The sequence below is a fragment of the Pseudoxanthomonas wuyuanensis genome (genome assembly GCF_900215535.1).
Classification (GTDB): domain Bacteria; phylum Pseudomonadota; class Gammaproteobacteria; order Xanthomonadales; family Xanthomonadaceae; genus Pseudoxanthomonas_A; species Pseudoxanthomonas_A wuyuanensis.
In genome coordinates, this window is sequence record NZ_OCND01000001.1 from 957,854 (window position 1) to 983,393 (window position 25,540).

Annotated in this window: 23 protein-coding genes; 7 read left to right on the forward strand and 16 right to left on the reverse strand. The window is 66.5% G+C overall.

The features are described 5' to 3' along the window. Positions 1-454: 454 nt before the first annotated feature. The 12 genes from fabB to CRO39_RS04070 form a co-directional block, all read right to left on the reverse strand. A complete protein-coding gene (fabB, locus tag CRO39_RS04015) occupies positions 455-1,666 on the reverse strand; it encodes a beta-ketoacyl-ACP synthase I (RefSeq protein ID WP_097120543.1) in 1,212 nt (403 codons plus the stop codon). A 1-nt stretch (position 1,667) separates the two neighbouring features. Continuing rightward, positions 1,668-2,183: a 3-hydroxyacyl-[acyl-carrier-protein] dehydratase FabA gene (gene fabA / locus CRO39_RS04020; protein ID WP_097120544.1), complete on the reverse strand. Its 516-nt coding sequence runs from the start codon at positions 2,181-2,183 to the stop codon at positions 1,668-1,670. Between the two features lie 205 nt (positions 2,184-2,388). Further along, positions 2,389-2,988: a NapC/NirT family cytochrome c gene (locus CRO39_RS04025; protein WP_097120545.1), complete on the reverse strand. Its 600-nt coding sequence runs from the start codon at positions 2,986-2,988 to the stop codon at positions 2,389-2,391. Positions 2,989-2,991: 3 nt separating this feature from the next. Then, positions 2,992-3,555, reverse strand: a complete 564-nt coding sequence (locus tag CRO39_RS04030) for a nitrate reductase cytochrome c-type subunit (RefSeq protein ID WP_097120546.1) — start codon at positions 3,553-3,555, stop codon at positions 2,992-2,994. Positions 3,556-3,568: 13 nt separating this feature from the next. Then, complete coding sequence (gene napA, locus CRO39_RS04035; RefSeq protein ID WP_238394533.1) at positions 3,569-6,061, reverse strand: periplasmic nitrate reductase subunit alpha; 2,493 nt, start codon at positions 6,059-6,061, stop codon at positions 3,569-3,571. Then, on the reverse strand, positions 6,061-6,363 hold the full coding sequence (locus CRO39_RS04040; protein ID WP_097120547.1) for a chaperone NapD: 303 nt from the start codon (positions 6,361-6,363) through the stop codon (positions 6,061-6,063). Before CRO39_RS04040 ends, napA begins: the two co-directional genes overlap by 1 nt. After that, positions 6,360-6,857 (reverse strand): ferredoxin-type protein NapF, encoded by a 498-nt coding sequence (napF, locus tag CRO39_RS04045; RefSeq protein ID WP_097120548.1) that lies wholly within the window; start codon positions 6,855-6,857, stop codon positions 6,360-6,362. The genes CRO39_RS04040 and napF overlap by 4 nt, the downstream gene beginning before the upstream one ends. A 3-nt stretch (positions 6,858-6,860) precedes the next feature. Continuing rightward, a complete protein-coding gene (locus tag CRO39_RS04050; protein ID WP_097120549.1) occupies positions 6,861-7,025 on the reverse strand; it encodes a periplasmic nitrate reductase, NapE protein in 165 nt (54 codons plus the stop codon). An 86-nt stretch (positions 7,026-7,111) separates the two neighbouring features. Continuing rightward, the gene (locus tag CRO39_RS04055; RefSeq protein ID WP_097120550.1) at positions 7,112-7,486 is read right to left on the reverse strand and encodes a hypothetical protein; all 375 of its coding nucleotides are present in this window, start codon (positions 7,484-7,486) and stop codon (positions 7,112-7,114) included. Continuing rightward, a complete protein-coding gene (mobA, locus tag CRO39_RS04060; protein WP_097120551.1) occupies positions 7,483-8,052 on the reverse strand; it encodes a molybdenum cofactor guanylyltransferase in 570 nt (189 codons plus the stop codon). Before mobA ends, CRO39_RS04055 begins: the two co-directional genes overlap by 4 nt. After that, on the reverse strand, positions 8,042-9,328 hold the full coding sequence (locus CRO39_RS04065; RefSeq protein WP_097120787.1) for a molybdopterin molybdotransferase MoeA: 1,287 nt from the start codon (positions 9,326-9,328) through the stop codon (positions 8,042-8,044). The genes mobA and CRO39_RS04065 overlap by 11 nt, the downstream gene beginning before the upstream one ends. A 109-nt stretch (positions 9,329-9,437) precedes the next feature. After that, positions 9,438-11,480 (reverse strand): TonB-dependent copper receptor, encoded by a 2,043-nt coding sequence (locus tag CRO39_RS04070; RefSeq protein WP_238394534.1) that lies wholly within the window; start codon positions 11,478-11,480, stop codon positions 9,438-9,440. A gap of 186 nt (positions 11,481-11,666) precedes the next feature. On the opposite strand from CRO39_RS04070, the gene nirK reads away from it, so the two are divergent. Genes nirK through azu form a run of 4 tightly spaced genes read left to right on the forward strand, consistent with a single transcriptional unit; the run spans position 11,667 to position 14,581 of the window. Beyond that, complete coding sequence (gene nirK, locus CRO39_RS04075; protein ID WP_097120552.1) at positions 11,667-12,743, forward strand: copper-containing nitrite reductase; 1,077 nt, start codon at positions 11,667-11,669, stop codon at positions 12,741-12,743. Between the two features lie 9 nt (positions 12,744-12,752). Then, positions 12,753-13,508 (forward strand): formylglycine-generating enzyme family protein, encoded by a 756-nt coding sequence (locus CRO39_RS04080; RefSeq protein WP_097120553.1) that lies wholly within the window; start codon positions 12,753-12,755, stop codon positions 13,506-13,508. After that, positions 13,505-14,101 (forward strand): SCO family protein, encoded by a 597-nt coding sequence (locus CRO39_RS04085; protein WP_097120554.1) that lies wholly within the window; start codon positions 13,505-13,507, stop codon positions 14,099-14,101. Before CRO39_RS04080 ends, CRO39_RS04085 begins: the two co-directional genes overlap by 4 nt. A gap of 21 nt (positions 14,102-14,122) precedes the next feature. Continuing rightward, positions 14,123-14,581 (forward strand): azurin, encoded by a 459-nt coding sequence (azu, locus tag CRO39_RS04090; RefSeq protein WP_097120555.1) that lies wholly within the window; start codon positions 14,123-14,125, stop codon positions 14,579-14,581. A gap of 189 nt (positions 14,582-14,770) precedes the next feature. Here azu and CRO39_RS04095 read toward each other — a convergent pair whose 3' ends face one another. From CRO39_RS04095 to CRO39_RS04110, 4 genes are all read right to left on the reverse strand, one after another. Further along, complete coding sequence (locus tag CRO39_RS04095; protein WP_162125685.1) at positions 14,771-16,579, reverse strand: 2Fe-2S iron-sulfur cluster binding domain-containing protein; 1,809 nt, start codon at positions 16,577-16,579, stop codon at positions 14,771-14,773. Between the two features lie 17 nt (positions 16,580-16,596). Further along, positions 16,597-17,289, reverse strand: coding sequence for a PepSY domain-containing protein (locus CRO39_RS04100; RefSeq protein ID WP_097120557.1), 693 nt, complete (start codon positions 17,287-17,289; stop codon positions 16,597-16,599). A 92-nt stretch (positions 17,290-17,381) separates the two neighbouring features. Then, the gene (locus CRO39_RS04105) at positions 17,382-20,099 is read right to left on the reverse strand and encodes a TonB-dependent receptor (protein WP_097120558.1); all 2,718 of its coding nucleotides are present in this window, start codon (positions 20,097-20,099) and stop codon (positions 17,382-17,384) included. 111 nt (positions 20,100-20,210) lie between these two features. Next, complete coding sequence (locus CRO39_RS04110) at positions 20,211-20,600, reverse strand: CopL family metal-binding regulatory protein (protein ID WP_097120559.1); 390 nt, start codon at positions 20,598-20,600, stop codon at positions 20,211-20,213. A gap of 308 nt (positions 20,601-20,908) precedes the next feature. Between CRO39_RS04110 and CRO39_RS04115 the strand changes: the two genes are divergently transcribed. The 3 genes from CRO39_RS04115 to CRO39_RS04125 all read left to right on the forward strand — a co-directional run bounded on the left by CRO39_RS04115 (position 20,909) and on the right by CRO39_RS04125 (position 25,522). Beyond that, positions 20,909-21,307 (forward strand): MerR family DNA-binding protein, encoded by a 399-nt coding sequence (locus tag CRO39_RS04115; RefSeq protein WP_097120560.1) that lies wholly within the window; start codon positions 20,909-20,911, stop codon positions 21,305-21,307. Beyond that, positions 21,304-23,658, forward strand: coding sequence for a heavy metal translocating P-type ATPase (locus CRO39_RS04120; protein WP_097120561.1), 2,355 nt, complete (start codon positions 21,304-21,306; stop codon positions 23,656-23,658). The genes CRO39_RS04115 and CRO39_RS04120 overlap by 4 nt, the downstream gene beginning before the upstream one ends. 478 nt (positions 23,659-24,136) lie before the next feature. After that, positions 24,137-25,522, forward strand: a complete 1,386-nt coding sequence (locus CRO39_RS04125; protein WP_097120562.1) for a cation:proton antiporter — start codon at positions 24,137-24,139, stop codon at positions 25,520-25,522. Positions 25,523-25,540: the final 18 nt, after the last annotated feature.

A 25,540-nucleotide genomic window follows, 5' to 3' on the forward strand; every position in this document is an offset into this window, starting at 1 on the left:
TTTCCTTGGTCCAGATGACAGATCCGGATGATCCATTTCCCGTATGGCCAGGGCATTGACCTTCGTCAAGCGAGCTGCGATCTGCCGCTTATGACGGGAGGGAAAGAACCAATGTCCGAGTGACTTGTTCCTTTGCCATCTGCGGCAGCAGCGGTCAGGCCTTCCTTTTGTCGTTTCCCGTTTCCGGGGATGTCGGCTTCGGCGGGCTCGGTCGGGACCGTACGCGGCATGGATGCCGCGGAAGATCCCACAAAGGTGAGGCAAGCGTTTGCGCAGCACCGCTTCGCGCGTAGCCGAACGCCCGCCATCTGCGATGGCGGGCCGGACCCGCGCAGCGGGTGTTTACGGCGTGCCCGCACCGTCATGGCGCCCGGCTTCCGCGCAGGCGTTTCCTCGCGCCCCACTCAGACGCGAAGCTCATCGACAGTTGAAGGGCTGGTCATCCAGCGAATCGTCAGCGCACGCGCGCGAACACCAGCGATGCGTTGTTGCCGCCGAAACCGAAGCTGTTCGACATCACCGTATCGATCGCCGCATCGCGGCTTTCGCGCAGTATCGGATAGCCCTCCGCCTTCTCGTCCAACCGGTCGATATGGGCCGAGCCGGCCAGGAAACCATCGCGCATCATCAGCAGGCTGTAGATGGCTTCATGCACGCCGGCCGCGCCCAGCGAATGCCCGGACAACGCCTTGGTCGAGGAAATCGGCGGAATGTCGTTTCCGAAGACGGTCCGGATCGCCTGCAGTTCGGTCACATCGCCCAGCGGCGTTGCGGTGGCGTGGGTATTCAGATAGTCCACCGGTGCCGATAGATCGGCCATTGCCATGCGCATGCAGCGCACTGCGCCCTCGCCGGAAGGCGCGACCATTTCGGCGCCGTCGGAGGTGGCGCCGTAGCCGACCAGCTCGGCATATATCTTCGCCCCGCGCGCACGCGCATGCTCCAGTTCCTCCAGCACCAGCATGCCGCCGCCACCGGCGATCACGAAGCCATCGCGTCCGGCGTCGTACGGCCGCGATGCCGATTCCGGCGTCTCGTTGCAGCTGGTGGATAAAGCGCCCATCGCATCGAACTGGCAGCTCATGCCCCAGTGCTCCTCCTCGCCGCCGCCAGCCAGCACGATGTCCTGCCTGCCGGCGCGGATCAGATCGGCGCCGGCGCCGATGCAATGCGACGAGGTTGCGCACGCGGCGGACAGCGAATAGCTCACGCCCGTGATCGAATAGGCCGTGGCCAGCGATGCCGACACCGTCGAGCACATCGTCCTGGGCACCATGTACGGGCCAATCTTGCGCACGCCGCGGGCGCGCAGAAGATCCGCCGCTTCGATCTGCCATGCCGGCGACCCGCCTCCGGAACCGGCGACGACGCCGGTGCGGAGGTCGCTGACCTGCGCTTGCGTCAATCCCGCGTCGGCAATCGCGCTGCGTGTAGCGACATAGGAATAGGCCGCGGCATCGCCCATGAAGCGCCTGTGCTTGCGGTCCACTTCCGCATCCAGATCGATCTGCGGAACCCCGGCCACCTGGCTGCGCAGGCCCAACTCGGCGTACCGGGGTTGGTAGCCGATGCCGGAACGCAACTCGCGCAGCGACGCCGACACGCTGTCCAGATCGTTGCCCAGGCACGAAACGATGCCCATCCCGGTGATGACGATACGGCGCATCTCAGAAGCCCTCGGTCGAAGCGAACAGGCCCACCCGCAGATCCCTGGCGGTATAGATCTCGCGGCCATCGACCAGGGTGCGGCCATCGGCCAGCACCATCTCAAGCCTCCCACGCACGACGCGGCGGATGTCGATCTCGTAGCGGACAAGACGGGCGGTGGGAAGCACCTGGCCGACGAACTTGACCTCGCTCACGCCCAGCGCCCGTCCCCGCCCTTTGCCGCCCAGCCACGGCAGGAAGAATCCGGCCAGCTGCCACATCGCATCCAGGCCCAGGCAGCCCGGCATGACCGGATCGCCGATGAAATGGCAGCCGAAGAACCAGCTTTCCGGCGTGATGTCCAGTTCGGCATGGATCTCGCCCTTGCCGTATTTGCCGCCGGTTTCGGCGATATGGCTGATCCGGTCGAACATCAACATCGGCGGCGCAGGCAGGCGGGCGTTGCCGGGGCCGAACAGTTCGCCGCGTGCGCATTGCAGCAGCTGCTCGCGGTCGAACGACGAAGGCAGATTCATGGGCGGGTCTCGGACGGAAAGCGCGAGTCTGGAGACTCGGTTTCGGTTGCGCCTTGATTTGAGTCAAGGGCCCTCCCCGTACGCATGCGTAGGTACGCAAGCGCCTGCCGCGCTCTTCAACCGCGGCCAGAAGCTGGTGGGCGTATGCGCGCTTGCGTCCTCTCAATGGGCGTATGCGCGCTTGCGTCCTCTCAACCCGCAGCGGTCACCCCTGCGGTATGCCTTTCATGTCCGGCAGCCGGTGGGCCACGCCCTTGTGGCAGTCGATGCAGGTCTTTTCCCCGGTTCCCAGCCACAGCTGATGGGTTTGCGAGGCGCGCGAACCTTGCCGGGTCAGGTCCATCGAGTTGTAGTCGTGGCAGTTGCGACACTCCAGGGAGTCGTTGGCCTTCAGGCGATCCCATTCGTGCATCGCCAGTTCCAGGCGGTGGTCGAGGAATTTCTCGCGGGTGTCGATGGTGCCGAACACCTTGCCCCACACTTCCTTGGACGCCTGCATCTTGCGGGCGATCTTGTCGGTCCAGTTGTGCGGCACATGGCAGTCCGGACAGGTGGCGCGCACGCCGGAGCGGTTGCTGTAATGGATGGTCGGTTTCAGTTCCTCGAAGACGTTCTCGCGCATCTCGTGGCAACTGGTGCAGAAGGCTTCGGTGTTGGTGGCCTCCAACGCGGTGTTGAAGCCGCCCCAGAACAGGATCCCGGCGACGAACCCGGCCACGGTCAGAAAGCCCAGGCTGTAGTGCACGCTGGGCGAGCGCAGCGTTCGCCAGATCCCTTTCGACCGCGTCGATATGCGTTTCCACATGGCCTATTCGCTCCCCGGCTGGGCGGATATCAGACTGTCGATGTCCTGGAAACCGCTGGCCACCAGCGGCTGCGCGTCGGTCTGCACGACGTGGCACTGGCTGCAGAAATAGCGCCGCGGCGAAATTGTGGCCAGGAACTGGTCGTCGCGATCCATGTAGTGGGTCACGCTGACCGGCGGCGCCTGGAACGTCGCCGCGTTCGCGCGCGCGTGGCACAGCATGCAGCGGTTGCTGTTCTTGTCGACCTGGTAACCGTCTATCGTGTGCGGAATGGTCGGCGGCTGCATCGGATACGCCCGTACGCGCTTGAGGTCGGCATTCTCCACCCGCGCCAGCGGCGGCGGGCTGCCTTCCTGGTCCACCGGCACGCCGCGGCGTATCGCGTCGATCTGCGGTTCCAGCAGCGAATCCGGATGCCACTGCGCGCCGGCGCTTGCGCGGGGCGGAGCCGGAACCGCCGCCGCATCCTCCCCGCTGCGCGAACCGAACAGCCAGCCGGCGAAGAACACCAGTCCCATCAGCACCGCGGTCAATCCAACTGCGACAAGCAATGGCTTGCTACGCATGACAACAACCCTCCTATGCGGCCACGACCTTCACGGCGCACTTCTTGTAATCGGTCTGCTTGGAGATGGGATCGGTGGCATCCAGCGTCACCTTGTTGATCAACTGGCCGGCGTCGAACCACGGCACGAACACCATGCCCGGCGGCATCCGGTTGCGGCCGCGCGTTTCCACCCGCGACAGCATTTCTCCGCGTCGCGATATCACCCTGATCTCGTCGCCGCGCTTGAGTCCCCGCGCCCTGGCATCGTCCGGATTCATGAACACCACGGCCGCCGGGAAACTGCGGTACAGCTCCGGCACCCGCATCGTCATCGATCCGGAGTGCCAGTGCTCCAGCACGCGCCCGGTGGTCAGCCACAGATCGTATTCGGTATCCGGCGACTCGGCCGGCGGTTCGTACGGCAGCGCCCAGATCACCGCGCGGTTGTCGGGATTGCCGTAGAACTGGAAGCCGCTGCCGGCCTTCACATAGGGATCGGCGCCTTCGCGGTAGCGCCAGCGCGTTTCCTTGCCGTCCACTACCGGCCAGCGCAGTCCGCGCTCCTTGTGATAGGTGTCGAACGGGGCCAGATCATGCGCGTGGCCGCGGCCGAAAGCGGCATACTCCTCAAACAGTCCCTTCTGCACATAGAAGCCGAAGGCCGCCGATTCGTCGTTGGCGTAACCTGCCTCGATGTCCGACACCGGAAACCTGTCGACATTGCCGTTGGCGAACAGCACGTCGAACAGCGTCTTGCCCTTGAACTGCGGATTGTCCGCCAGCAACTGCGCCGGCCAGCACTCATCGGTGGTGAAGCGCCTGGAAAATTCCATCAGTTGCCACAGATCCGAACGCGCCTGCCCGGGCGCCTTCACCAGCTGGTGCCAGAACTGGGTGCGGCGCTCGGCATTGCCGTAGGCGCCCTCCTTCTCCACCCACATCGCCGCCGGCAGGATCAGGTCCGCGGCCTGGGCGGTGACGGTGGGATAGGCGTCGGACACGACGATGAAATTGTCCGGGTTGCGGTAGCCCGGCCAGGTTTCCTCGCGCAGGTTGGCCGCGGCCTGCATGTTGTTGTTGACCATCACCCAGTAGGCATTGAGCCGGCCGTCGCGCAGCGCACGGTTCTGTTCGACGGCGTGATAACCGGGCTTGTCGTGGATGGTGCCGTGCGGCAGCTTCCAGATTTCCTCGGCGTGCTTGCGGTGTTCGGGATTGGCCACCAGCATGTCGGCCGGCAACCGATGGCTGAAGGTGCCGACCTCGCGCGCGGTGCCGCAGGCCGACGGCTGCCCGGTCAGCGAGAACGGGCTGTTGCCGGGCGTGGAAATCTTTCCGGTCAGCAGGTGCAGGTTGTAGACCATGTTGTTGGCCCACACGCCGCGGGTGTGCTGGTTGAAGCCCATGGTCCAGAACGAGGTCACCTTGACCTTGGGGTCGGCATACAGCTCAGCCAGCTTTTCCAGCCAGCCGCGCTCCACGCCGGTCATCTGCACCGCTTTTTCCAGCGTATACGGCGCCACGAACGCGGCGAACGCATCGAAGTCGATGACCTGCCCGCCGTTGGCGTCGCCTGCGTTCTTGGCCTTGCGCTCGAGCGGGTGCTCGGCGCGCAGGCCATAGCCGATGTCGTCGTTGCCGCGCTTGAAGCTGGTGTGCTTGCCGACGAAATCCTTGTTGACCTTGCCGGTCCTGATGATGTGGTTGGCGATGTAGTTGAGGATGACCAGATCGGTCTGCGGCTTGAAGACGATGGGGATGTCGGCCAACTCGAAACTGCGGTGCTCGAAGGTGGACAGTACCGCCACCTTCACATGCGGCTGCGACAGCCGGCGGTCGGTGACCCGGGTCCACAGGATCGGATGCATCTCGGCCATGTTGGAGCCCCACAGCACGAATGCGTCCGCGGCCTCGATGTCGTCGTAGCAGCCCATCGGCTCGTCGGCGCCGAAGGTGCGCATGAAGCCGGCCACCGCCGAAGCCATGCAATGGCGCGCATTGGGATCGATATGATTGCTGCGGAAGCCGCCCTTCCACAGCTTGTTGGCGGCGTAGCCTTCGAAGATGGTCCACTGCCCCGAGCCGAACATGCCGACCGCGCCAGGTCCCTTTTCCTTCAGCACCTTCTTGAACTGCGCGGCCATCACATCGAAGGCTTCGTCCCAGCCGACCTCCTGGAAACTGCCGTCCTTGGCATAGGCGCCGTTCTTCTTGCGCAGCAGCGGCATGGTCAGCCGATCCTGGCCGTACAGGATCTTGGACAGGAAGTAGCCCTTGACGCAGTTGAGACCGCGGTTGACTTCGGCATGGACATCGCCGTGGGTGGCGACCACCCTGCCGCTCTTGACCGCCACGTTGACGCCGCAGCCGGTGCCGCAGTAGCGGCACGGCGCCTTGTCCCATTTCAGCGACGCCAGATCGCCCTCGGTAACCAGATTGCTGCCTTCGCCCTGCAGCGGAACGCCGGCGGCGGCCGCCGCGGCGGCAACCGCGCTGTTGCGGATGAACTCCCTGCGTGTGGTCATCAGTCTGCTCCGGTCGGTACGATTTGCGGCATCGGCGCTTCCAGCGCGGCGCGCGGTTCTGCGTGGTGGTAGACCAGCGAGACGTTGAGCACGCCGGTCACTGCCCGCAATGTCTCGATGTGATCGATCAGCGCGTACTGATCCTCCGATTCGCACAGCACGATGCTGCGGAACTCGCCGGCCACGGCAAGATCCAGGGCCTGGCAAGCGGCGACTGCCGCAGCCAGCGCGGCCGCCGCTTCCCGGCGGTGCTGCACCACGAAACTGGCGATATGCACCTCTGTTTCCGCCGGGGCGGTCATGTCGCCTCCGCCTGCGCCTGCTCGGCGCGCAAGGCGATCGCTCCGGCCGGGCACACGCCCACGCAGGCGCCGCAACCGCTGCAGCGGTCGCTGTCCACCGCTGGTTTCGACAAGGTGCCGGGCAAAAAGCGAATCGCCGACTCAGGGCAGATCTCGCGGCAACTGCCGCAGACCACGCCATGGGCGGCCAGGCAGGCGTCATCGACAATGGCCAGCTGATTCCACGGCCGCGCAGCGTTTTCTCTGGTCAACGCCCGCGGCGCGCAGGCCTCAGCGCAATCGCCGCAGAACGTGCATTCGCCAAGTTGCGGGTCGAACAGCGGAAACCCGCCGCTGCCAATGCGCAGAACATGCTCAGGACAACGTTCGACGCAGGCGCGGCAGCCAGTGCAGGCTTCGATGAACTCCGCTTCCGGCAAGGCCCACGGCGGCCGCAGGCCTGCAGGCGCGGAGCCGAACAGCAACGATCTGCGGGAAAGGCGCGCGGCGGACATGGCTCAGGGACCTGTCGGCGGGCCTGCGAACATCTGGTATATCCAGACCAGGAATCCGTAACCGGCGACGATAAGCACTGCCAGCAGCGGGAATACCACCCCCACCAGCAGCAGGAACGCCAAGCGCTCCTGTCCCTTTGTCGAAACGACGTGCTGTGGCTTATCCATGACGCGCCCCTGGCTCAATCACGGCTTGGCTGATGCCGCTGGAGCCTACCACACCTTCTGTGGAGAACGTAAAGACGGGAATGCCTTCAGCGATGCTGCGATTGCCGCGGCTTGCGCGTGGACCCTATGCGCTGCCTGACACTGTCGCGCACGTCCACTTCAAAGGTTATCTGCAGCGGCGTGTCTGCGCTTTCGTCCGCCCATGTAAAGACAAGCCCCTCCCGGCACGGCAGCCGCTGGCTGTAGGCAGCGACTGCGGCTTGCGGAAGCACGAGTTTCCACAGGCCGGTTTCGAACGAAAGCCGCACATCGGAAACATCGGCCAGCGTCACCGACTGTGCGAACACGACGCCGCCTGCAAGCGATGTGCTGGCGCTTACGCCGTCGCCGGCCAGCAATCCGGCAAGTTCCGCTTCGTCGATGCGGAACCGCAATGCCTGGCCTTCTATCTGCAGTTTCATCGGGAGATCTCCTGCCACTGTTCCGGCGTGTTGCAGTTTTCCAGTTCGCCTGCCGCATGCCCGGTCAGCGCCATCTCCGTTCCCCCCAGCGCCGCGTGCAACGCGCGCAGCGAGCGGCCGCTACGGGCAGCGCTGCGAAGACCATCCAGTACGTCGCGACTACGCCGTTCCAGGCGCAACCGCAGCGGCAGGACGTGGCCGGCATAGCATGTGCACGCCGCATCCGGCGCGGCGGCCAGGTTCCGCAGCAGCGCCGGAGTAAGCCGCGGCATATCCACCGGCACGATCACCAGCAGGCCGTCCGGCGCGGCGGCGGCAATGCTGATCAGCCCGCCCACCGGCCCCAGTCCGGCCGCGACATCCGCCACCGCGCCGTACTGCGGATAGGGCCCGCTCACCAGCACCTGGCTGGCGCCTGCCGCCGTCAGCAGCGCCTGCATATGTTCTATCAGCGGTTGTCCCCGCCAGTGCAGATACGCTTTGTCGCGGCCCATGCGCGAAGAATGTCCGCCGGCAAGCACGACGCCGGTCCAGGCGGAAGCGGTAACGCCGGACTCACCGGCCATTGCCGGATCTCCCTCCGGTGTCCTGCAGGCAGGCGCCCATCTGCAACGGCAATAGATGGCCCAGGCCGTAGACATCGACCATCTCGCCAGCGTCGGCGCCGGCGGCCGACGCCGGCAGCACCGCCCAGGCATTGGCATCCAGCATCGGCATCAAGCGGAACGATTGCTGCTGTTGCAGCACACCGACGCGCAGCTGGCCGCCGGCATCGCAAAGCACCTGCGCATGCAGGTGCGTACGCAGCCCGGACCGCTTCCTCGTTGCCGCCGCCAGCGGCAGCCTCAGCGGACGTTCCGGCGCCATGCCCAGCATCGCCCGCAACGCCGGCTCGACGAAGAAACGCAAACCGACCGCACTGGACACCGGATTGCCGGGCAGCCCGAAGCAGAGCTGTCCGCCAGGCAGGGTGGCGAACAGCAACGGTTTTCCCGGCCGCATCGCGACCTTGTGGAAGCCGATCTCCGCGCCGCGCCGGCGCAGGGCATCGGGAATGAAGTCGTGGCGCCCGCGCGACACCGCGCCGGTGCTCACCACCACATCCGCCGCGTTCGCCAGCGCCCGGTCCAGCGCCGACAGGAACTCGGCCGGATCGTCGCCGACGCGGGTCCGGTACACCACGTCGGCGCCGGCGGCGACAAGCCGGGCATGCAGGAACGGCCCGTTGCTGTCGCGGATCTGGCCCGGCGCAAGCGTCTGCATCGGATCGGCGACCAGTTCGCGGCCGCTGACGACGACCGCCACCCGCGGCTGCCGCACCGCTTGCACCTGCGAGATTCCCTGCGCGGCCAGCAGCATCAGCTGCGGCGCCTGCAGGATCTGACCGGCGCGCATGATCCGCACGCCCTCGGCGATGTCTTCGCCGCGCCGTCTGATATTGCTGCCCGCCGCCACATCGGCCAACAGCCGGAAGCGCAGCGCATGGCCATCGTCCGCAGCCGCGGCGATCTGCACCTGCTCGACCGGCACGACCGCATCCAGTCCCTGCGGAATCCATGCGCCGGTGGTGATTTCCCAGGCGCCCGTGGTGGCGGGCACTCCGGCATCGCCCGCCACCTGCACGCCCGTCACCGCGAACTCGCTGCCGCTGCGCGCCAGCCCGCCCTGCGTATCCAAAGCGAATCCATCCATTGCCGAACTGTCGAAAGGCGGCAGGCAGATCTGGCTGCGCACATCCTCGGCCAGCACCGCGGACAACGCCTGCGCGGCGGGTACGCTTTCGGCCGGCAGCGGCCGGCACCGCTGCAGGATGGCCGCCAGCGCCGCGTCATAGTCGATCATCATCGCGCCTCATGGGGGTTCGTGCTCCGGACGCGCAGGCATCCGGACCGCTCGCATCAGCTGCACTATAACCGCCCATCCGGCGCAGGATGCCCCTGCGCAGCACCGCTCAGTACTTCCAGTTGAGCTTGACCCATGCGGTGCGGCCGGGCTCGCCAATGCGCACCGGTTCGGCGGGATAGCCGAAGGCGCTGTTGCCGCCAAGATTGAGGTGCTCGCTGTAGCTGCGGTCGAACAGATTGTCGATCCCGGCGGCCAGCTGCAACGAATCGCTCAGCCGATAGCCGCCATTGAGCGAGAACACCGCAAAGCCCGGGCTCGGCCCCAGATCGCGGCCCACCACATTGCCCAGGCCGGGGCTGACCCGGTGCTGCGCGGCCACCCCGCGCAGCAGCGCCCCCAGCGACCAGCGCCGATGCTCGTAGCCGGCCGACAGGCGCGCCTCCAGCGGCGGCATCTGCGGCAGTGCGGCGCCGCTGCCGGCCACTTCACCCCAGGCATAGGCCAGCGTGGCGCCGAGCTTCCATTCCGCGGCCGGACGCCATTCGATGCCGGCTTCGCCGCCGCCGATGTTCGCGTCGACATTGCTGGCGCGGGTCGTACCGCCCGGCAGGTACTCGAACAGGATGTAGTCGTGCATGCGTCCGGCGTAGACCGACACCCATGCCTCCACGCGCTGGCTCCGGTACTGCAGTCCGGCGTCGAGTTGCGTCGTTCTTTCCGGCTGCACGCCGGCAAACGCATTGACGCTGCCAACCGGGCCTCTTCCGGCCGAGAACAGCTCCCAGTAGTCGGGCATGCGATGGGTCTGGCCGATGCCGGCGAACCAGTGCAGCGGCCTGTCCCTCGCCTGCCGTTCGTAGCGCAGAAATCCGCCCGGCAAGGTCTCGTGCCGGACTGCGCCGGCGGTGGGATTGGGCATCGGCATCATGCTGCCCACCGTCGCGCGCAGATCCTGCGCTTGCGAGCGATCCAGGCGCAGCCCGCTGGCCAGCTTGTCGTGCTTGCCGAGCTGCCAGGCCGCTTCTGCGAACGCGCCGGTATTGCGCAGCCGCGCATCGATCTTCCACGGCTGATTGCGATAAGCGCCGCGTCCGGACGCTCTGCGCTGGGAATGACGGCTGTCGCGATGGTCCAGTCCGGCGGTCAGTTCCAGCCGCTCGGTCCGCCAGGCGATTGCGGCGCGTCCGCCGGTGGTGCGATGGGCCACGTTGCTGGCCATCGGCATCGGCATCGATCCGGTCGGGTCCGGATCCCGCAGCGTGTAGTTGTCCATGACGTGATCGACATCGTTGTAGTAGAGGTTGGCGGTCAACGCATCCAGCGCACCGGGCAATTCGCGCTTTTCGTAACGCAGGCCGTAGCTGCTGCGCTTGAACTGCGAGCCATCCATGCCGCGGCCCGCATAGCGGGCCTGCGCGTCGCCAGTGCCGACACTGGCTTCAAGCACCGAATCGGCATCGGGCGTCCAGCCAAGCGCGGCATCGGCGTTCCATTTTTTCCAGGCCGACGGCACTACCGCGCCGCTACCGTCGCGGTAGTCGTCGGCTTCGGAACGGTTGCCGGTCACGCGCGCGTAACCGGTCGGATTGCCTGCCGCCATGTCCAGCACCTGATCGTTGCGTCCGGCGCTTCCGGCCAGCGCGCTGGCGGCCACGCGCATGCCGGGGCGGTCGAAATACGGAATCTCGCGCTCGAAGCGCACCGTGCCGGCCGAAGCGCCGCCGCCCCACAGCACGGTTTGCGGCCCCTTGATCACGGTCAGGCGGTCGTAGGTTTCAGGCGCGACGTAGGACAGGGCATTGTCCATCCGCGAAGGACAGGCGCCGCTCATCGCGCCATCGTTGGTCAGCAGATGGATGCGCGAACCGAACATGCCGCGCAGCACCGGATCGCCATTGGTGCCGCCGCTGCGCAACGCGGAAAACCCGGGCACGGTCTTCAGGTAGTCGGCGCCGTCGCTGGCCGGCACAGGCTGCCGCGGCAGGCGCGGATCGGTGACGAAGGTGGTGGCCATGCTCGGCGCAACGCCGGTCACGACCACGCCGTCCAGCGTGGTTACCCGCATGTTGCCGGCGGCGTGTTCGCCGGCCTGCGCTGCGGCTGAAAACAGCGCGGCCGCCACCAGGACGGCCAATCGATTTCTTGCCAAGTCTGCATCTCCTCCAGGGTTTGCCGCATTGTTCGGCAACCAGCCCGCAGCGCGGGTGCGACAGGTTGTCGCAGGCGCAGGCGCGGCGGCGCGAATCTCGATTGCACTTGACGAAAATCAAGATGGCCTCTTCGCCCGGCGCCTAGATTTGCACCATCGGCCACCGGCCACTACAGGAAAGCAGCAATGAAGCGGCTCACCCACAATCTGATGTTCTGTGCACTCGCAATCGGTCTTGGCATGTCTGCCGGGCAGGCGCTCGCCGGCCAGCAGCGTTCTGCCGCGCCTCCCGCCGGCGCCGCCCAGATGGAAACCATCCACGCGGTCCTGACCGCACCGCCCATGGTGCCGCCGCCGACCAACCGCAACGTCGCGGCCAAGGTCATCGTCGAACTGGAAGTCATCGAGCAGGACATGCCGATATCCGACGGCGTCAGCTACAACTTCTGGACCTTCGGCGGCACCGTGCCCGGCAGCTTCATCCGCGTCCGCCAGGGCGACACCGTCGAATTCCGGTTGAAGAACGCCCACGATTCGCATATGCCGCACAACATCGATCTGCACGCGGTGACCGGCACCGGCGGCGGCGCCGAGGCCACCTTCACCCTGCCCGGCCACGAAACCCAGTTCACATTCAAGGCGCTGAATCCGGGCCTGTACGTCTATCACTGCGCGATGCCGCCGGTCGGCATGCACATCGCCAACGGCATGTACGGACTGATCCTGGTCGAACCGCCGGAAGGCCTGCCGAAGGTCGACAAGGAGTACTACGTCATGCAGGGCGACTTCTATACCGAAGGCAAGTACGGCGAGCCCGGCCTGCAGCCCTTCAGCCTGGAAAAAGCCATCGACGAGCACCCGACCTATGTGCTGTTCAACGGCGCCGAGGGCTCGCTTACCGGCGACAACGCGCTGAAGGCCAGCGCGGGCGAGAAGATCCGCTTCTTCGTCGGCAACGGCGGTCCCAACCTGATCTCCAGCTTCCACGTCATCGGCGAGATCTTCGACAGGGTCTACATCGAAGGCGGCAGCAAGTACCAGGAGAACGTGCAGACCACGCTGATCCCGGCCGGCGGCTCGGCCATCGTCGACTTCACCGCCGATGTTCCCGGCAACTACGTGCTGGTCGATCACAGCATCTTCCGCACCTTCCACAAAGGCACGCTGGGCATCCTGAGCGTGGACGGCGAGGAAAACCACGACATCTACACCGGCCAGCAGTCCAGCAAGGAATACCAGCCGACCGCCCCGGAGCAACGCTGAGGCGCCGCCATGGGAAAGCTGCCGCTACTGCTGCTATCGATGCTGTCGGCATCCGGCATAGCGCCGGGCGCCGATTATGCCGAGCTTCCCGGCGGCGCTTTCCGCTCGGCGATCCGCTATGAGGAAAACGCCGGCAACCTGACCGTCGCGCCGTTCCTGATGATGAAGGCGCCGGTCAGCAACCGGCAGTTCCTGTCCTTTGTGGAGCGCAATCCGCAGTGGCGCCGAGACCAGGCGCCGGCGCTGCTGGCCGGCGGCGGCTATCTGTCGCATTGGCACGCCGGCGACGACCCTGGTGCCGCTGCCGATGAGGCGGTCGTGCAGGTCAGCTGGTACGCCGCGGCCGCGTACTGCAAGGAACAGGGGGCGCGCCTGCCAACCTGGACCGAATGGGAATACGCCGCGGCGGCCGACGGTAGCCGTCTGGACGCCCGCCATGACGCGGCGTGGCGGGCGCGCTGGCTGCATGACGGGACCGCCAATGCGATGGATGCCGGCGCCCAGCCGGGCGCCAACGCCCATGGCGTATCCGGATTGCACGGCCGCAACTGGGAATGGACCGACGACTACGCTTCGCTGCTGGGCGCGCCCGACAGGCGCTCCGGTGACGATGGCGACCGGCTCAAGTTCTGCGGCGCAACCGCGCTGTCGTTCAACGACCGGGAAAACTACGCGGTGCTGAAGCGCATCGCCCTGCTGTCGGCGCTGCAACCGGCAAACACGCTGGGAAATCTAGGCTTCCGCTGCGCAAGGAGTTCACAATGAAACTGCTGCTGTTGCTGCTCGCGATCTGCCTGCCCTTGCCGGCTGCGTCCGCGGCGGCCGCTGATCTGCCCGGCGATTCGGTCTACCAGTTGGATGCGCAGCTGACCGATCAGGATGGCCGCCCGCTGGCATGGCGGGATCTGCGCGGCCGCCCCCGGGTGGTATCGATGTTCTACAGCCACTGCCACCTGATGTGCCCGCTCATCATCGAAAGCGGCAAGGGCCTGCAGAAGTCGTTGTCGGCGGACGAGTACCGCAAGCTTGGCGTGGCGATGATCAGCCTGGACCCGCTGCGCGACGACCCCGCGGCGCTGACGGCGGTGGCGCAGAACCACCGCGTGAAGATGGAACACTGGTTGTTCCTGGCGCCAGCGCAGGCCGATGTCCGCGCCATCGCCGGCATACTGGATATCCGCTACCGTCCGCTGGAGGACGGCAGCATCAACCACACCAGCGCCTGGCTGCTGCTGGATGCGGACGGCCGCATCATCGCCCGTTCGGAGGTGACCGGCGTGCAACCGGATCCGCGCTTCCTGAGCCAGGTCAAAACGCTGTTGGCGGCGCATCCGCCAACGCCTGTCCAACACCCCTAATCAACACCACGGAGTCATCCCATGAAACTGCTCACCACCTCGCTGCTCTGCCTTGGCCTGTTCGCCGCTGCCGGCGTTGCCCAGGCCGCCGACAACTGCACCATCGCGCTGAAAGGCGACGATGCAATGAAATTCGATCTCAAGGAGGCAACGGTATCGGCCTCCTGCGCCACCATCGCCATCGAGCTGACCCATACCGGCAAGCTGCCGGCGACGGTGATGGGACACAACGTGTTGATCACCTCCACCGCCGATCTGGCCGGCGTGGCCCGCGACAGCATCAAGGCCGGCGTGGCCGGCCACTACGTGCCCAAGGGCGATGCCCGGGTTATCGCCGCCACCGACCTGATCGGCGGCGGCCAGAAGACCCGGATGACGTTCCCCGGCAAGAAGCTCAGCGTGGGCGGCGACTATGCGTTCTTCTGCAGCTTTCCTGGCCACTCGACGCTGATGAAGGGCAAGCTGACGGTTGTGAAGTAACCCTCGCTTGCGGAGACGGATCCTTGCGGGAGCGACATGAGTCGCGACGTTGATGCTTCCGTCGCGACTCGCTCCTGCAGGCATTCCGCGCCGGCGCCCACTCTGGGCATCGGCGCTGGCGCAGGCACATGAGCGACCGTCGCTGCACGCGCGCCAGATGGCAAGCGCAACAAGACTTTGGACAGGTCCTCAGATCTTGAAGTCATCGAACGCAATCCGTTCTTCCGCCACTCCCAGCCGTTTCAGCAACTGGCGGGTCGCCGACAGCATCGCCGGCGGGCCGCACAGGTAGAAGTCGCAGGCATGCAGGTCGGGGTGATCGCGCAGCAGCGACTCGTGCGCGGCCTCGTGCACCAGTCCCTTCAGCAGACCCGCACCGCACTCGGCGTCCTCCGACAGCACCAGGTGCCAGCTGAAGTTGGGATGCGCATCGGCCAGCGCGGCCATTTCTTCCACATAGGGCGCTTCGCGCAGGTTGCGTGCGCCGTACCAGAAATGGATGCGTTCGCTGGCGCCGCCATCCAGGCAGGCATGCACCATCGCCCGCAACGGCGCCATGCCGGCACCGCCGCCGATGAACACCTTCTCGCGCCCGCCCGGTTGCAGCGCGAAGTCGCCGAACGGGCCGCTGAAGCGCACGCTGTCGCCCGCTTTCAACGAGTACAGATAGGTCGAACCCTTGCCGGCCGGCTGGCGTTTGCGTTCCTGGCGTCCGGGGCTGAAGCGCGCCAGCAGGGTCAGATGGCCGCCGGCCTTCTCCACCGGCAACGACAGCGAGTAGGAACGGCGTACCGGTTCCTTGTTGGTCAGCGTCGGCGGCAGGTCCAGCGCGGCCCAGTCGTCGCGGTGATGATCCGGATGGGCGATATCGCATTTGTGCAGCGAGTAGTCCGGTACGTGAATCTGCAGGTAGGCGCCGGGCCGGAACGAGGAAGCGGAGGCCGCCGACGTCCTCAGCACGATTTCGCGCAGGAACGGCGTCACCGCGCGCGTGCTTTCCACCGTGGCGGCATGTTCGGTCCACAGGCCGGCGCCGCCGGCCACTTCCACCTGGGTGTCGGCGTCGACGCGCAGATTGCAGGCCAGGCGGTAACCCAGCTTCAGTTTGCTCTCCGACAGATGCGCGCGATCGGCGCTGGTCGGGGCCGGTGCGGCGCCGCGGAAGCGCACTTCGCACAGCCCGCAGCTCTGCCCTCCCCCGCAATTGGACGGCAGTTGCAAGCCATGCCGGGCCAGCGCCTGATAGACGCTGTCGCCGGCCGGCGCTTGCACGGTGCGCAAGCGGGTGCCATCGGGATCGAACACCGCCAGCTCGCGGCTGCGCCGCCAGCGCTGCGGCACGAATTCGCTGACGCGGAAACTGGCGACCAGCAGCCAGATGCCGCACACCGCCAGCCACAAGCCGCCGATGGCCATGGTCACCACCAGCGGATTGTTGAAATCCTGCCGGCCGCCGTAGTCCATGATGTGCAGCATCCAGAACACATCGAACAACCGCCAGGTGCGGTTGCGGTGCTCCAGCACATCGCCGGTCTGCGCGGACAGATAGACCGTGGTGGCTTCAGCATCGCTGAAATCCACCCGCCACAGCGGCCCCTCGTGGCCCCGCGCCTCCAGGGTTCCGTTCAACAGCCGCGGCGCCGTCGGCTGCCCTTCGCCGCGGTAGGAGGCCGCCGCCAGCGCGGTCGCCATTCCGGCGTCGATGGCGATCGCGTCGCCGCTGGCGGCATCGATCAGGCGCATGCCTTGTTCGTCTGCGAGCTGGTAGACCGGTCGTCCCATCAGCCAGCGCGCCGCCACCGTCTGGATCGGCGTTGGCGAAGCCGCGATGATCTGGCCGGGCGACAGCAGGCCCTGCGGCCAGGCGGCATCGGGCGCCGGATGCGCGCGGCGCGCGTGTCCCTGCACTTCGTCGTGATCCAGCAGGCTCATCATCAGTCCGCTGGCCATCCACAGCACCAGTTGCAGGCCGATCAGCAGGCCCAGCCATTTGTGCATCCTCCGCATCCAGGGCGTCATGCCGAAGCCCTCCGGCGGAAGCTGTAGAACAGCAGCCAGATGCCGCTCAGCGCGAACCCCAGGCCAATGGCGGCGGCGGACCGCAGCAGGTTGTTGTTGACGTCGCTGCGCGTTTCGTAATCCATGATGTGGAGCATCCACAGGAAATCGAACCAGCGCCACAGGCTGTGCCGGCGCGCCAGCAACGCGCCGGTATCGGGTGAAAAATACAGCGTGGTGGCGCCGCGGTCGGCGAAATGCACCGCCCACATCGGCACCGGCCGGGTGGCGACCTCCTGCGGCGCATCGGTAATCCACTGCACGCTGCTGACGCCGGCCTGGCCCTGGTACGCCGCCACCGCCAGCGCCCTGGCCGTGGCTTCGTCCAGCGGACTGATCCGTTCGCCGGAGGCGGCATCGATCAGCACGCTGCGCTCGCCCTGGCGAAGTTCGAACACCTCCCGCTCCAGCAGGCGCTTGAGCCGGTACGAAGTCATCCCCGGATAGCGCTCGGACAGCGCGGCCGGATCGATGCGCTGCGCCGATGGCTGCAACGGTTCTGCATGGGTGTGCGCCAGATGGTCGCCGTGGATGATGTCCAGCGAGATGACCGTCATGTAGACGCCGCTGATCATCCACAGCAAGGCCTGCACACCGACGATCAAGCCGATCCATTTGTGGGCGCGGCGCGCCCAGAATGCGGGTTTCATAAGCGGGATTCTTCCAGATTCGACTGCGTTCACAAACGCCAGGCGGCTCCGCCGGCGCATGGCCGGCGAAGCCGCGCGCGTTCACCTGCGGCTCACCAGCGATATCCGATGCGCGCGTACCAACGGCGACCCAGCAAGTCGTAGGTCATCGTGTCGGTATTGGCATCGGTATAGCTCTGGATGAAGGGCGCGTCCTTGTCGAACAGGTTGTCGATGCCCAGCGACACGTCGAAGGCTTCGCTGACCGCATACTTCAGCTGCACGTTGTGATAGCTGACGCTGGGCGCGTGGTCGCCGATATCCCCCGGCGCGGCATTGATGTCGTCGGCCGAGCCGATGTACTGCAGGCTGTAGGAGCCCGACCACGCGTCCCGCGCCATCGTCAACGAAGCGAACGCGCGCCACTGCGTATAGCTGCCTTGGCCGCCGGTGATCCTGCCGGCGTAGTCGATCTCCTCGCCGCCCGGATAAGGGACGAAGTCGTAGCGGTCCAGGTACGAAAGATCGAAGTTGACGGTGGTGTCCCAGCCCGACAGGTCGAACTCGTACAGCATGCCAAGATCGATGCCGGAGACGCGTTCGCTGGCGGTATTGACCGGCTGCGCGGACAGGAAATCCACCTCGCCGGTGACCGGATTGCGGGTGAAGTTGCTGCTGCTGCAGAAAGGATGCGCCAGATTGGGCGTGTTGTAGCACAGCGCCAACTTGGTCGAACCGGCCACGCTGCGGATGGCGTTGTCGATCTTGATGTCGTAGTAGTCCAGCGTGAGCGTCAGTCCGGGGGCGAAGCCCGGTGTCCACACCGCGCCCAGCGTCGTCGTCCTGGCATCCTCGGGCTCCAGATCGATATTGCCGCCGGTGGTGGTCAGGATGGTGTTGCCCAGTTGGGTGTATCCGGCCGGGACGCCATGGGCCTGGCAGTTCTGGTAGACCGTCGACGACGCCGGCTGGCTGCTCCAGCCGCTGCAGGGATCGGCCGTGGTCAGGTTGCCCTCGCTGACGCCGCCGAACAGTTCCGGCACGTTGGGCACGCGGAACGCGGTGGAATAGATGCCGCGCAGCTTGAAGCTGGGCACCACCTGCCAGTCCAGCCCGACCTTGTAGTTGGTGTCGCTGCCGAACAGATCGTAGTCGGAGTAGCGCACCGCGGCATTGAACGTCAGCGAGTCGGCCAGCGCCAATCCCTGCAGCAGCGGCACCGCGAATTCGGCGAAGGCTTCCCTGGCCTCGTACTCGCCATCGATGCGTTGCTGCGCATTGCTGTTGGCGATGCCCAGCTGGGTCAGCTGATCCGGGTCGCGCCAGCCGCGGTCCTTGCGCGCCTCCACGCCAGCGGCAAAACCCACCCAGCCGGCCGGCATTTCGAACAACTGTCCGCTCAGGTTGGCGGTGAAGCTGCGCTGTTCGTTGCCGCCGGTGTCGCGCGTGGTGAACAGGATGTAGTCCAGCACCTCGCGGGTCACGTCGCCGTAGCCGAGATAATCGGCGCAGGGAATCGCCGCCCCCGGCGCATTGCTGCAGATGGCGGTGTTCAGGGTCTGGTCCACCCGGTCCAGATTGGCGACATTGCTGGAACCGTCGATACCGGTGTTGCGGCCCCAGTTGACGGCCGCATTCCACTCCCAGCCGGTGCCAAAGCGCCCCTCCAGGCCCAGCACCGCACGGAAGGTGTCGGTCTCCTGGTAGAAATGGCGCGGACCGGCTTCTTCCAGGCGGCGGCGTTGCAGCACCAGATCCTGGCCGGTGGGATTGGTCGGATGGTCTGCGGCAATGTTCATGGCGCGGTACTGGCCGAGCGAACCCGGCGTCGCCAGTTGATTGGAGCGCCGGTTGGTGAACATCAGCTCGGTGAACAGGTTCAGGTCCTCGCCCAGCGCCATGTCGCCGAATGCGCTGAAGCTCAGGCGCTTGATCGGATTGACCGCATTGAGCGACGGGTTGCCGTTGTAGTTGTGGATGGACGAATACGGCTCATAGAAGTCGCCATCGCCGTTGGGGTCCTGATTGAAGTTGACAGTACTGCCGTCGGCCAGGCGCGCGCGGCCGCCGATGGTGGCCGAACTGCCCACGCATTGCAGTCGCCCGTCGACCTCGCCCAGCCCGCATGGCGCACGGTCGGCCATATTGACCGCCTTGCCTTCGGAATAGCTCAGCGCCGCCATCAGCGAGCCGCGGTCGCTCTGGGTGCCCCAGGACAGATCGAAAGCGTAGTCGGCACCGTCGCCCTGGAAGGTTTCGCCGTAACGGAGGCCGACCTGACCGCCATCGAAGTCCTTCTTGGTGATGATGTTGACCACGCCGGCCACCGCATCGGCGCCGTAGATGGCCGATGCGCCGTCCTTCAGCACTTCGATGCGTTCGATCAATGCCACCGGAATCACGTTGAGATCGACCGATGCATTGGCGCCGGTACCGCCATTGACGATGCGGCGGCCGTTGAGCAGCACCAGCGTGCGGTTGATGCCCAGCCCGCGCAGGTTGACCTGGGTGGTGCCGTAACCGTTGCCGGCCCAATAGGCGTTGGTCTGGTTGCCGGCGAAACCGGCCGAAGCCGGCAGCCGCTGCAGCAGCGTTTCCACAGTGGTGGCGCCGGAACGCTGGATGGTTTCGGCATCGACCACCGTGACCGGGCCCACGCCCGATATCTGCGCGCGTTTGATGTGGCTGCCGGTGACCCTCACCGTTTCCATCGTGGCGGCCTGGCCGGATGCCGGTTCGGCCTGTGCTTGCTGCGCTTGCGAAGTATTGACGGCACCGGCGCACAGCAGCACGCCGACCGCTGTCGCCAGTGGGTTACGCTTGAAAGACATGGGTTCTCTCCCCAATCGGGTTGATCTTGTTCGGGTTCGGCCCGCTTGGCGCTAGGCGCGCCGCGGATGGCAGGGCCAACGGAAGCTCGCCGGCAAGGCGAGCGGACAAGATCAGGCGATAGGAGGTCGGAAGACCGGGGAGATCTCGTTGCGGACGCTGTGCGTCCTCAGGGTGCCGAGATAGACCGAAGCCAGCGCGTGCTGGGCGGAGAAAAGCACGCTGCCGCCGGGCGGATAGAAGGTGAGCATGCAACTGCAGCCGCAGAAGGCCTGGGCGCCGCAATCGCAGCCCTGGTGCGCGGTCCGGCCATCATTCTGTTGCCTGTCCGCAGCGCTGCCGTCTTCGCAATCTTCGATGTTCCCCTGTCCCGCCGCCGCGGACGCTTCGGCGTGCGCGATTGCGCCAACCGCCATCCGGGTGGAGGCCCAGGCGCCCAGTACGCCTTCCGCGCACAGCACGAAAATCAACAGCACTCGCAGCAGCGACTTGGCGGACGGCATGGGTGGCGTGGGGGGTTCAACGTGGGGTTGACGCCCCAAGCAATAACACGCGTTAAAAACCCGTGTCAACGCATCGGCGTCTTGCGGGTCGTCCGCCACGCCGCCAGCGTCGGAGAATCCGCGGACTGCCAAGCGCCGGACCGGCTCCCTCTGGCTACCGTTTTCGACAAGTTCGCGGAAATCAAAGCTGCCGCAGCGCCAGCGGGCGAACCGTTGGTCGGTCCGGCGCCTGATGGCCCGACAAACCCTTGACTCTTGACCAAGGTCAAAGGTGCAGAATGCGCGGGTCAGCCATTCCGGAGACCGCCATGAATATCGGACAGCTCGCGCGCCAGGCCGGCGTTGCCATCGATACCATCCGCTACTACGAACGCCAGCGGCTGCTGCCGGATCCGCCGCGCAGCGCCAGCGGCTACCGCCGCTACGAAAGCGGCGACGTGGTCCGTCTGCATTTCATCCGCCGCGCCAAAGGGCTGGGTTTCACCCTGGACGAAATCCGCGAACTGCTGGCCCTGAGCGCCAGCCGCGACCAGGACATGGCGGCGATGAAGACCGTTGCCGCGGCCAAGCTGGCGGTGGTCGAACAACGCCTGCAGGAACTGACCCGCATGCGCGATGCGCTGCGCACCCTGGTCGACGTCTGCCCGGGCCACGGGGCCCTGGAGCAGTGCCCCATCCTCAATGCCTTGACGGAGGAAACCGCATGAGCGCGCACAGCCACAATGGCGCTCCATCGCATGCATGCTGCGGCCGGCATGGCACTGCTGGGCAGGAAGACGGCGGGAAAGCCCGAGACCCGGTCTGCGGCATGCGCGTGGACCCGGCGCAAACCGCGCACCACGCCCAACACCAGGGACAGGACTACCACTTCTGTTCCGCCGGCTGCCGGACCAAGTTCGTTGGCGATCCGGAGAAATATCTGAATCCGGGCGAAGCCGCCGCGCCGGCGGCCCCGCCCGGCACCCAGTACACCTGCCCGATGCATCCGGAAATCGTTCGCGATGCGCCCGGCACCTGCCCCATCTGCGGGATGGCGCTGGAACCGATGATGCCGTCGCTGGACGAGGACGAGAACCCGGAGCTGCGCGACTTCCGCCGCCGCTTCTGGTGGACGCTGCCGTTGACCGTCGCCACCCTGCTGCTGGCGATGGCGGGGCAATACCTGCACCTGTTCTCGCCGACGCTGCGCAGCTGGCTGGAACTGGTCCTGAGCGCACCGGTGGTGTTGTGGGCGGCCTGGCCGTTCTTCGTGCGCTGGGCTCAGTCCATCGGCAACCGCAGCCCCAACATGTGGACGCTGATCGGTACCGGCGTGGCGGCCGCGTTCGGCTACAGCGTGCTGGCCACGGTCGCGCCGGGCGTGTTTCCCGATTCGTTCCGCGAACACGGCCGCGTCGGCGTCTATTTCGAAGCCGCCGCGGTGATCGTCTCGCTGACCCTGCTGGGCCAGATACTGGAATTGCGTGCGCGTTCGAAGACCTCGGCCGCCATCAAGGCCCTGCTGGGGCTGGCGCCCAAGACCGCGCGCCGCCTGCGCGAGGACGGCAGCGAAGAGGACATCGAACTGAGCCATGTCCATGTCGGCGACCGCCTGCGCGTGCGCCCGGGCGAGAAGGTGCCGGTCGACGGCAAGGTCATCGAGGGCCACTCCAACGTCGACGAATCGATGCTGACCGGCGAACCGATACCGGTCGAAAAAGCCGTCGGCGCCGCGGTGATCGGCGCCACCATGAACGGCAACGGCAGCCTGGTCATCCGCGCCGAGAAGGTCGGTTCGGCAACCGTGCTGTCGCAGATCGTGCAACTGGTGGCGCAGGCGCAGCGTTCGCGCGCGCCGATGCAGCGCATGGCCGACAAGGTCGCGTTCTGGTTCGTGCTGGCGGTGCTGGCGGTGGCGCTGGCCACGTTCCTGGTCTGGGGCCTGTTGGGCCCCGAACCGTCATGGACCTACGCCGTGCTCAACGCCGTGTCGGTGCTGATCATCGCCTGCCCGTGCGCGCTGGGGCTGGCGACGCCGATGTCGATCATGGTGGCCACCGGGCAGGCGGCCAAGGGCGGCGTGCTGTTCCGCGATGCCGAGGCCATCGAGAACTTCCGCAAGATCGATACCTTGATCGTCGACAAGACCGGAACATTGACCGAAGGCCGTCCTAAGTTCCGCACCGTCGTGGCCATCGGGGAACGCAGCGAGGACGACGTGCTGCGCCTGGCCGCCAGCCTGGATCAGAACAGCGAGCATCCGCTGGCCGATGCCATCGTCGCCGAGGCGCGCCAGCGCAAGCTGACGCTGACCGCCCCGGACAGCTTCGAATCCTCTACCGGCATCGGCGTGCGTGGCCGGGTCGCCGGAAACGGGATCGCGATCGGCAATACCGCGCTGATGCGCGAACTGGGCGTGGATCCGGATCCGCTGCGCGAGCGCGCCGAGGCCCTGCGCAGGGAAGGCGCCAGCGTGATGTTCGTGGCCATCGACGACCAGCTCGCCGGCCTGCTGGCGGTCGCCGACCCGATCAAGGCCTCCACCGCCGACGCCATCGGCGCGCTGCATCGGGCCGGATTGCGCATCGTCATGGCCACCGGCGACGGCGCGGCGACCGCCCAGGCGGTGGCGCGCACGCTGGGCATCGATGAGGTGCACGGCGAAGTGCGCCCGAAGGACAAGATCGAACTGGTGCAGCGGCTGAAAGCCGAAGGCCGGACCGTGGCGATGGCAGGCGACGGCATCAACGATGCGCCCGCCCTGGCCGGCGCCGATATCGGCATCGCCATGGGCACCGGTACCGACGTGGCCATGTCCAGCGCCCAGGTCACCCTGGTCAAGGGCGATCTGCGCGGCATCGTCCGCGCCCGCGTCCTCTCCACGGCGACGGTGGCCAACATGAAGCAGAACCTGACCTTCGCGTTCCTGTACAACGCGCTGGGCGTGCCGATCGCCGCCGGCGTGCTGTTCCCGCTCACCGGACTGCTGCTGAGCCCGATGATCGCCGCGCTGGCGATGAGCCTGAGTTCGGTTTCGGTGGTGGTCAACGCGCTGCGGTTGGGGCGTACCGAGTTTTAAGGCGTCGTTGCATCCGATCATCGGGCCTGCGCGCACCGTGAAGCGGAGCTTGTCCATGTTCCCCGGGCGGTATCCACTGCTGTTCGTGCATGGGCTTCGGAACGGCCAACCGAGCGAGCTCAAGAGCACCAGAATAGAAATCCTTGTGGGAGCGACATAAGTCGCGACATTGATGCTTCCGTCGCGACTTACGTCGCTCCCACCAGGCGGCGATATCAGCGGTGGCGGGCCGCGCTGGCCCCAACGCAGCGTTGGCGAAAAGCAGCCATCGCGTGCCACGCCCATGCCAGCCCTGGCCTCGCAGGCGCCTGCGGCGCTATCGCGCTGCGGGGACAGATTGCGTTGCTATCGGCGTCCTTCGCTGTCCGCTGCACCCTCTGTGCCAGCGCTGCCAGTTTCAGCAGCGTCAACAGGCCAGCGTTCTGGATTCCGCCACTCCCCGCTAGAATGCCGACGCGGGCATCAATCGGGGAATACCATGCACAGGCAGGCAACGCCGCCGGCGACCGGGCGCGCCGGCAAAGCATCGCTTGGGCGATACGCGCTTTTGGTAGCGCTGCCGCTGCTGGCGGCAACGGCGCTTGCGCTTCATTTCGGCGGCCAACAAACGGGGCTCGACATGGCTCCGGCCATGGTCACCCATCTGTCCTCGCCGCTGGCGCGGTTCCTGCTGCAGTTGCTGACCGTGCTGGTGGTGGCAAAAGTCGCGGGGTGGTTGCTGCGCCACCTGGGCCAGCCCGCCGTCATTGGAGAAATGGCGGCCGGACTGTTGCTGGGTCCGTTGCTGTTCGGCGCGCTGCTGCCGCAAACCCAGGCCTGGTTGTTCGCGCCCGAGTCCTTGGGAGCGCTGACCCTGGTCAGCCAGTTGGGTGTGCTGATGTTCCTGTTCGTGGCCGGCGCCGAGTTCGAGGTTTCCAGGTTGCGCGGCCAGCGCGGCTTCGCGCTGCTGGTCAGCCACGCCGGCATCGCGCTGCCGTTCCTGGGCGGCGTGTTGCTGGCATTTGCGCTGTATCGCCACCACGCGCCGGTGGGGGTTGGCTTTACCGGTTTCGCATTGTTCATGGGTATCGCCTTGAGCGTCACCGCGTTTCCGGTGCTGTTGCGCATCCTCTCCGATCGCGGAATGGAGGGCACGTCGCTGGGACGCATCGCCATCGCCTGCGCCGCGTTGGGCGATGCCAGCGCCTGGTGCCTGTTGGCCATCGTGGTGGCATGGGTGCATGCCGGTAGCTGGAACGCGGCGCTGCTCAGCCTGGCCGGAAGCCTGGTCTTCGCGGTGGTGATGGTTTCCGCGTTGCGCCCATGGATCAGCAAGCGTTCGATTGCGCCGGCACGCGAGGGTCGCGCGCTGATAGCCCTGTTGCTGCTGGCGTTGGCGGCGGCGCTGGCGACCGAACTGCTGGGCATCCATGCCCTGTTCGGGGCATTCCTGGCCGGTGCCGCGGTATCGGGCAACCAGCGACTGCGCGATCTGCTGGTGCAGCGGGTGGAGCCGCTGGCGATCGCATTGCTGCTTCCGTTGTTCTTCGCGATGACCGGCCTGCGCCTGCGCATCGATGGCTGGCAGGCTGGCGACCTGCTGCTGTGCGGGGCCGTGATAGCGGTCGCCACGCTGGGCAAGTTCGGCGGCACCTGGCTGGCCGCACGTTCGGCCGGCATGCCTTCGGCCGAGGCTTCGCGCCTGGGCGTGCTGATGAACACCCGCGGCCTGATGGAACTGATCGTGCTGAACCTGGGCTACGAGCTGGGCCTGATCGGCGACCGCCTGTTTGCGGTGCTGGTCATCATGGCATTGGTGACCACCGCAATGACCGGTCCGTTGCTGGATCTGCTCGATCGCCGCGCCGATCAGCGGCGACGATGACGCTGGCGGAATAAACCC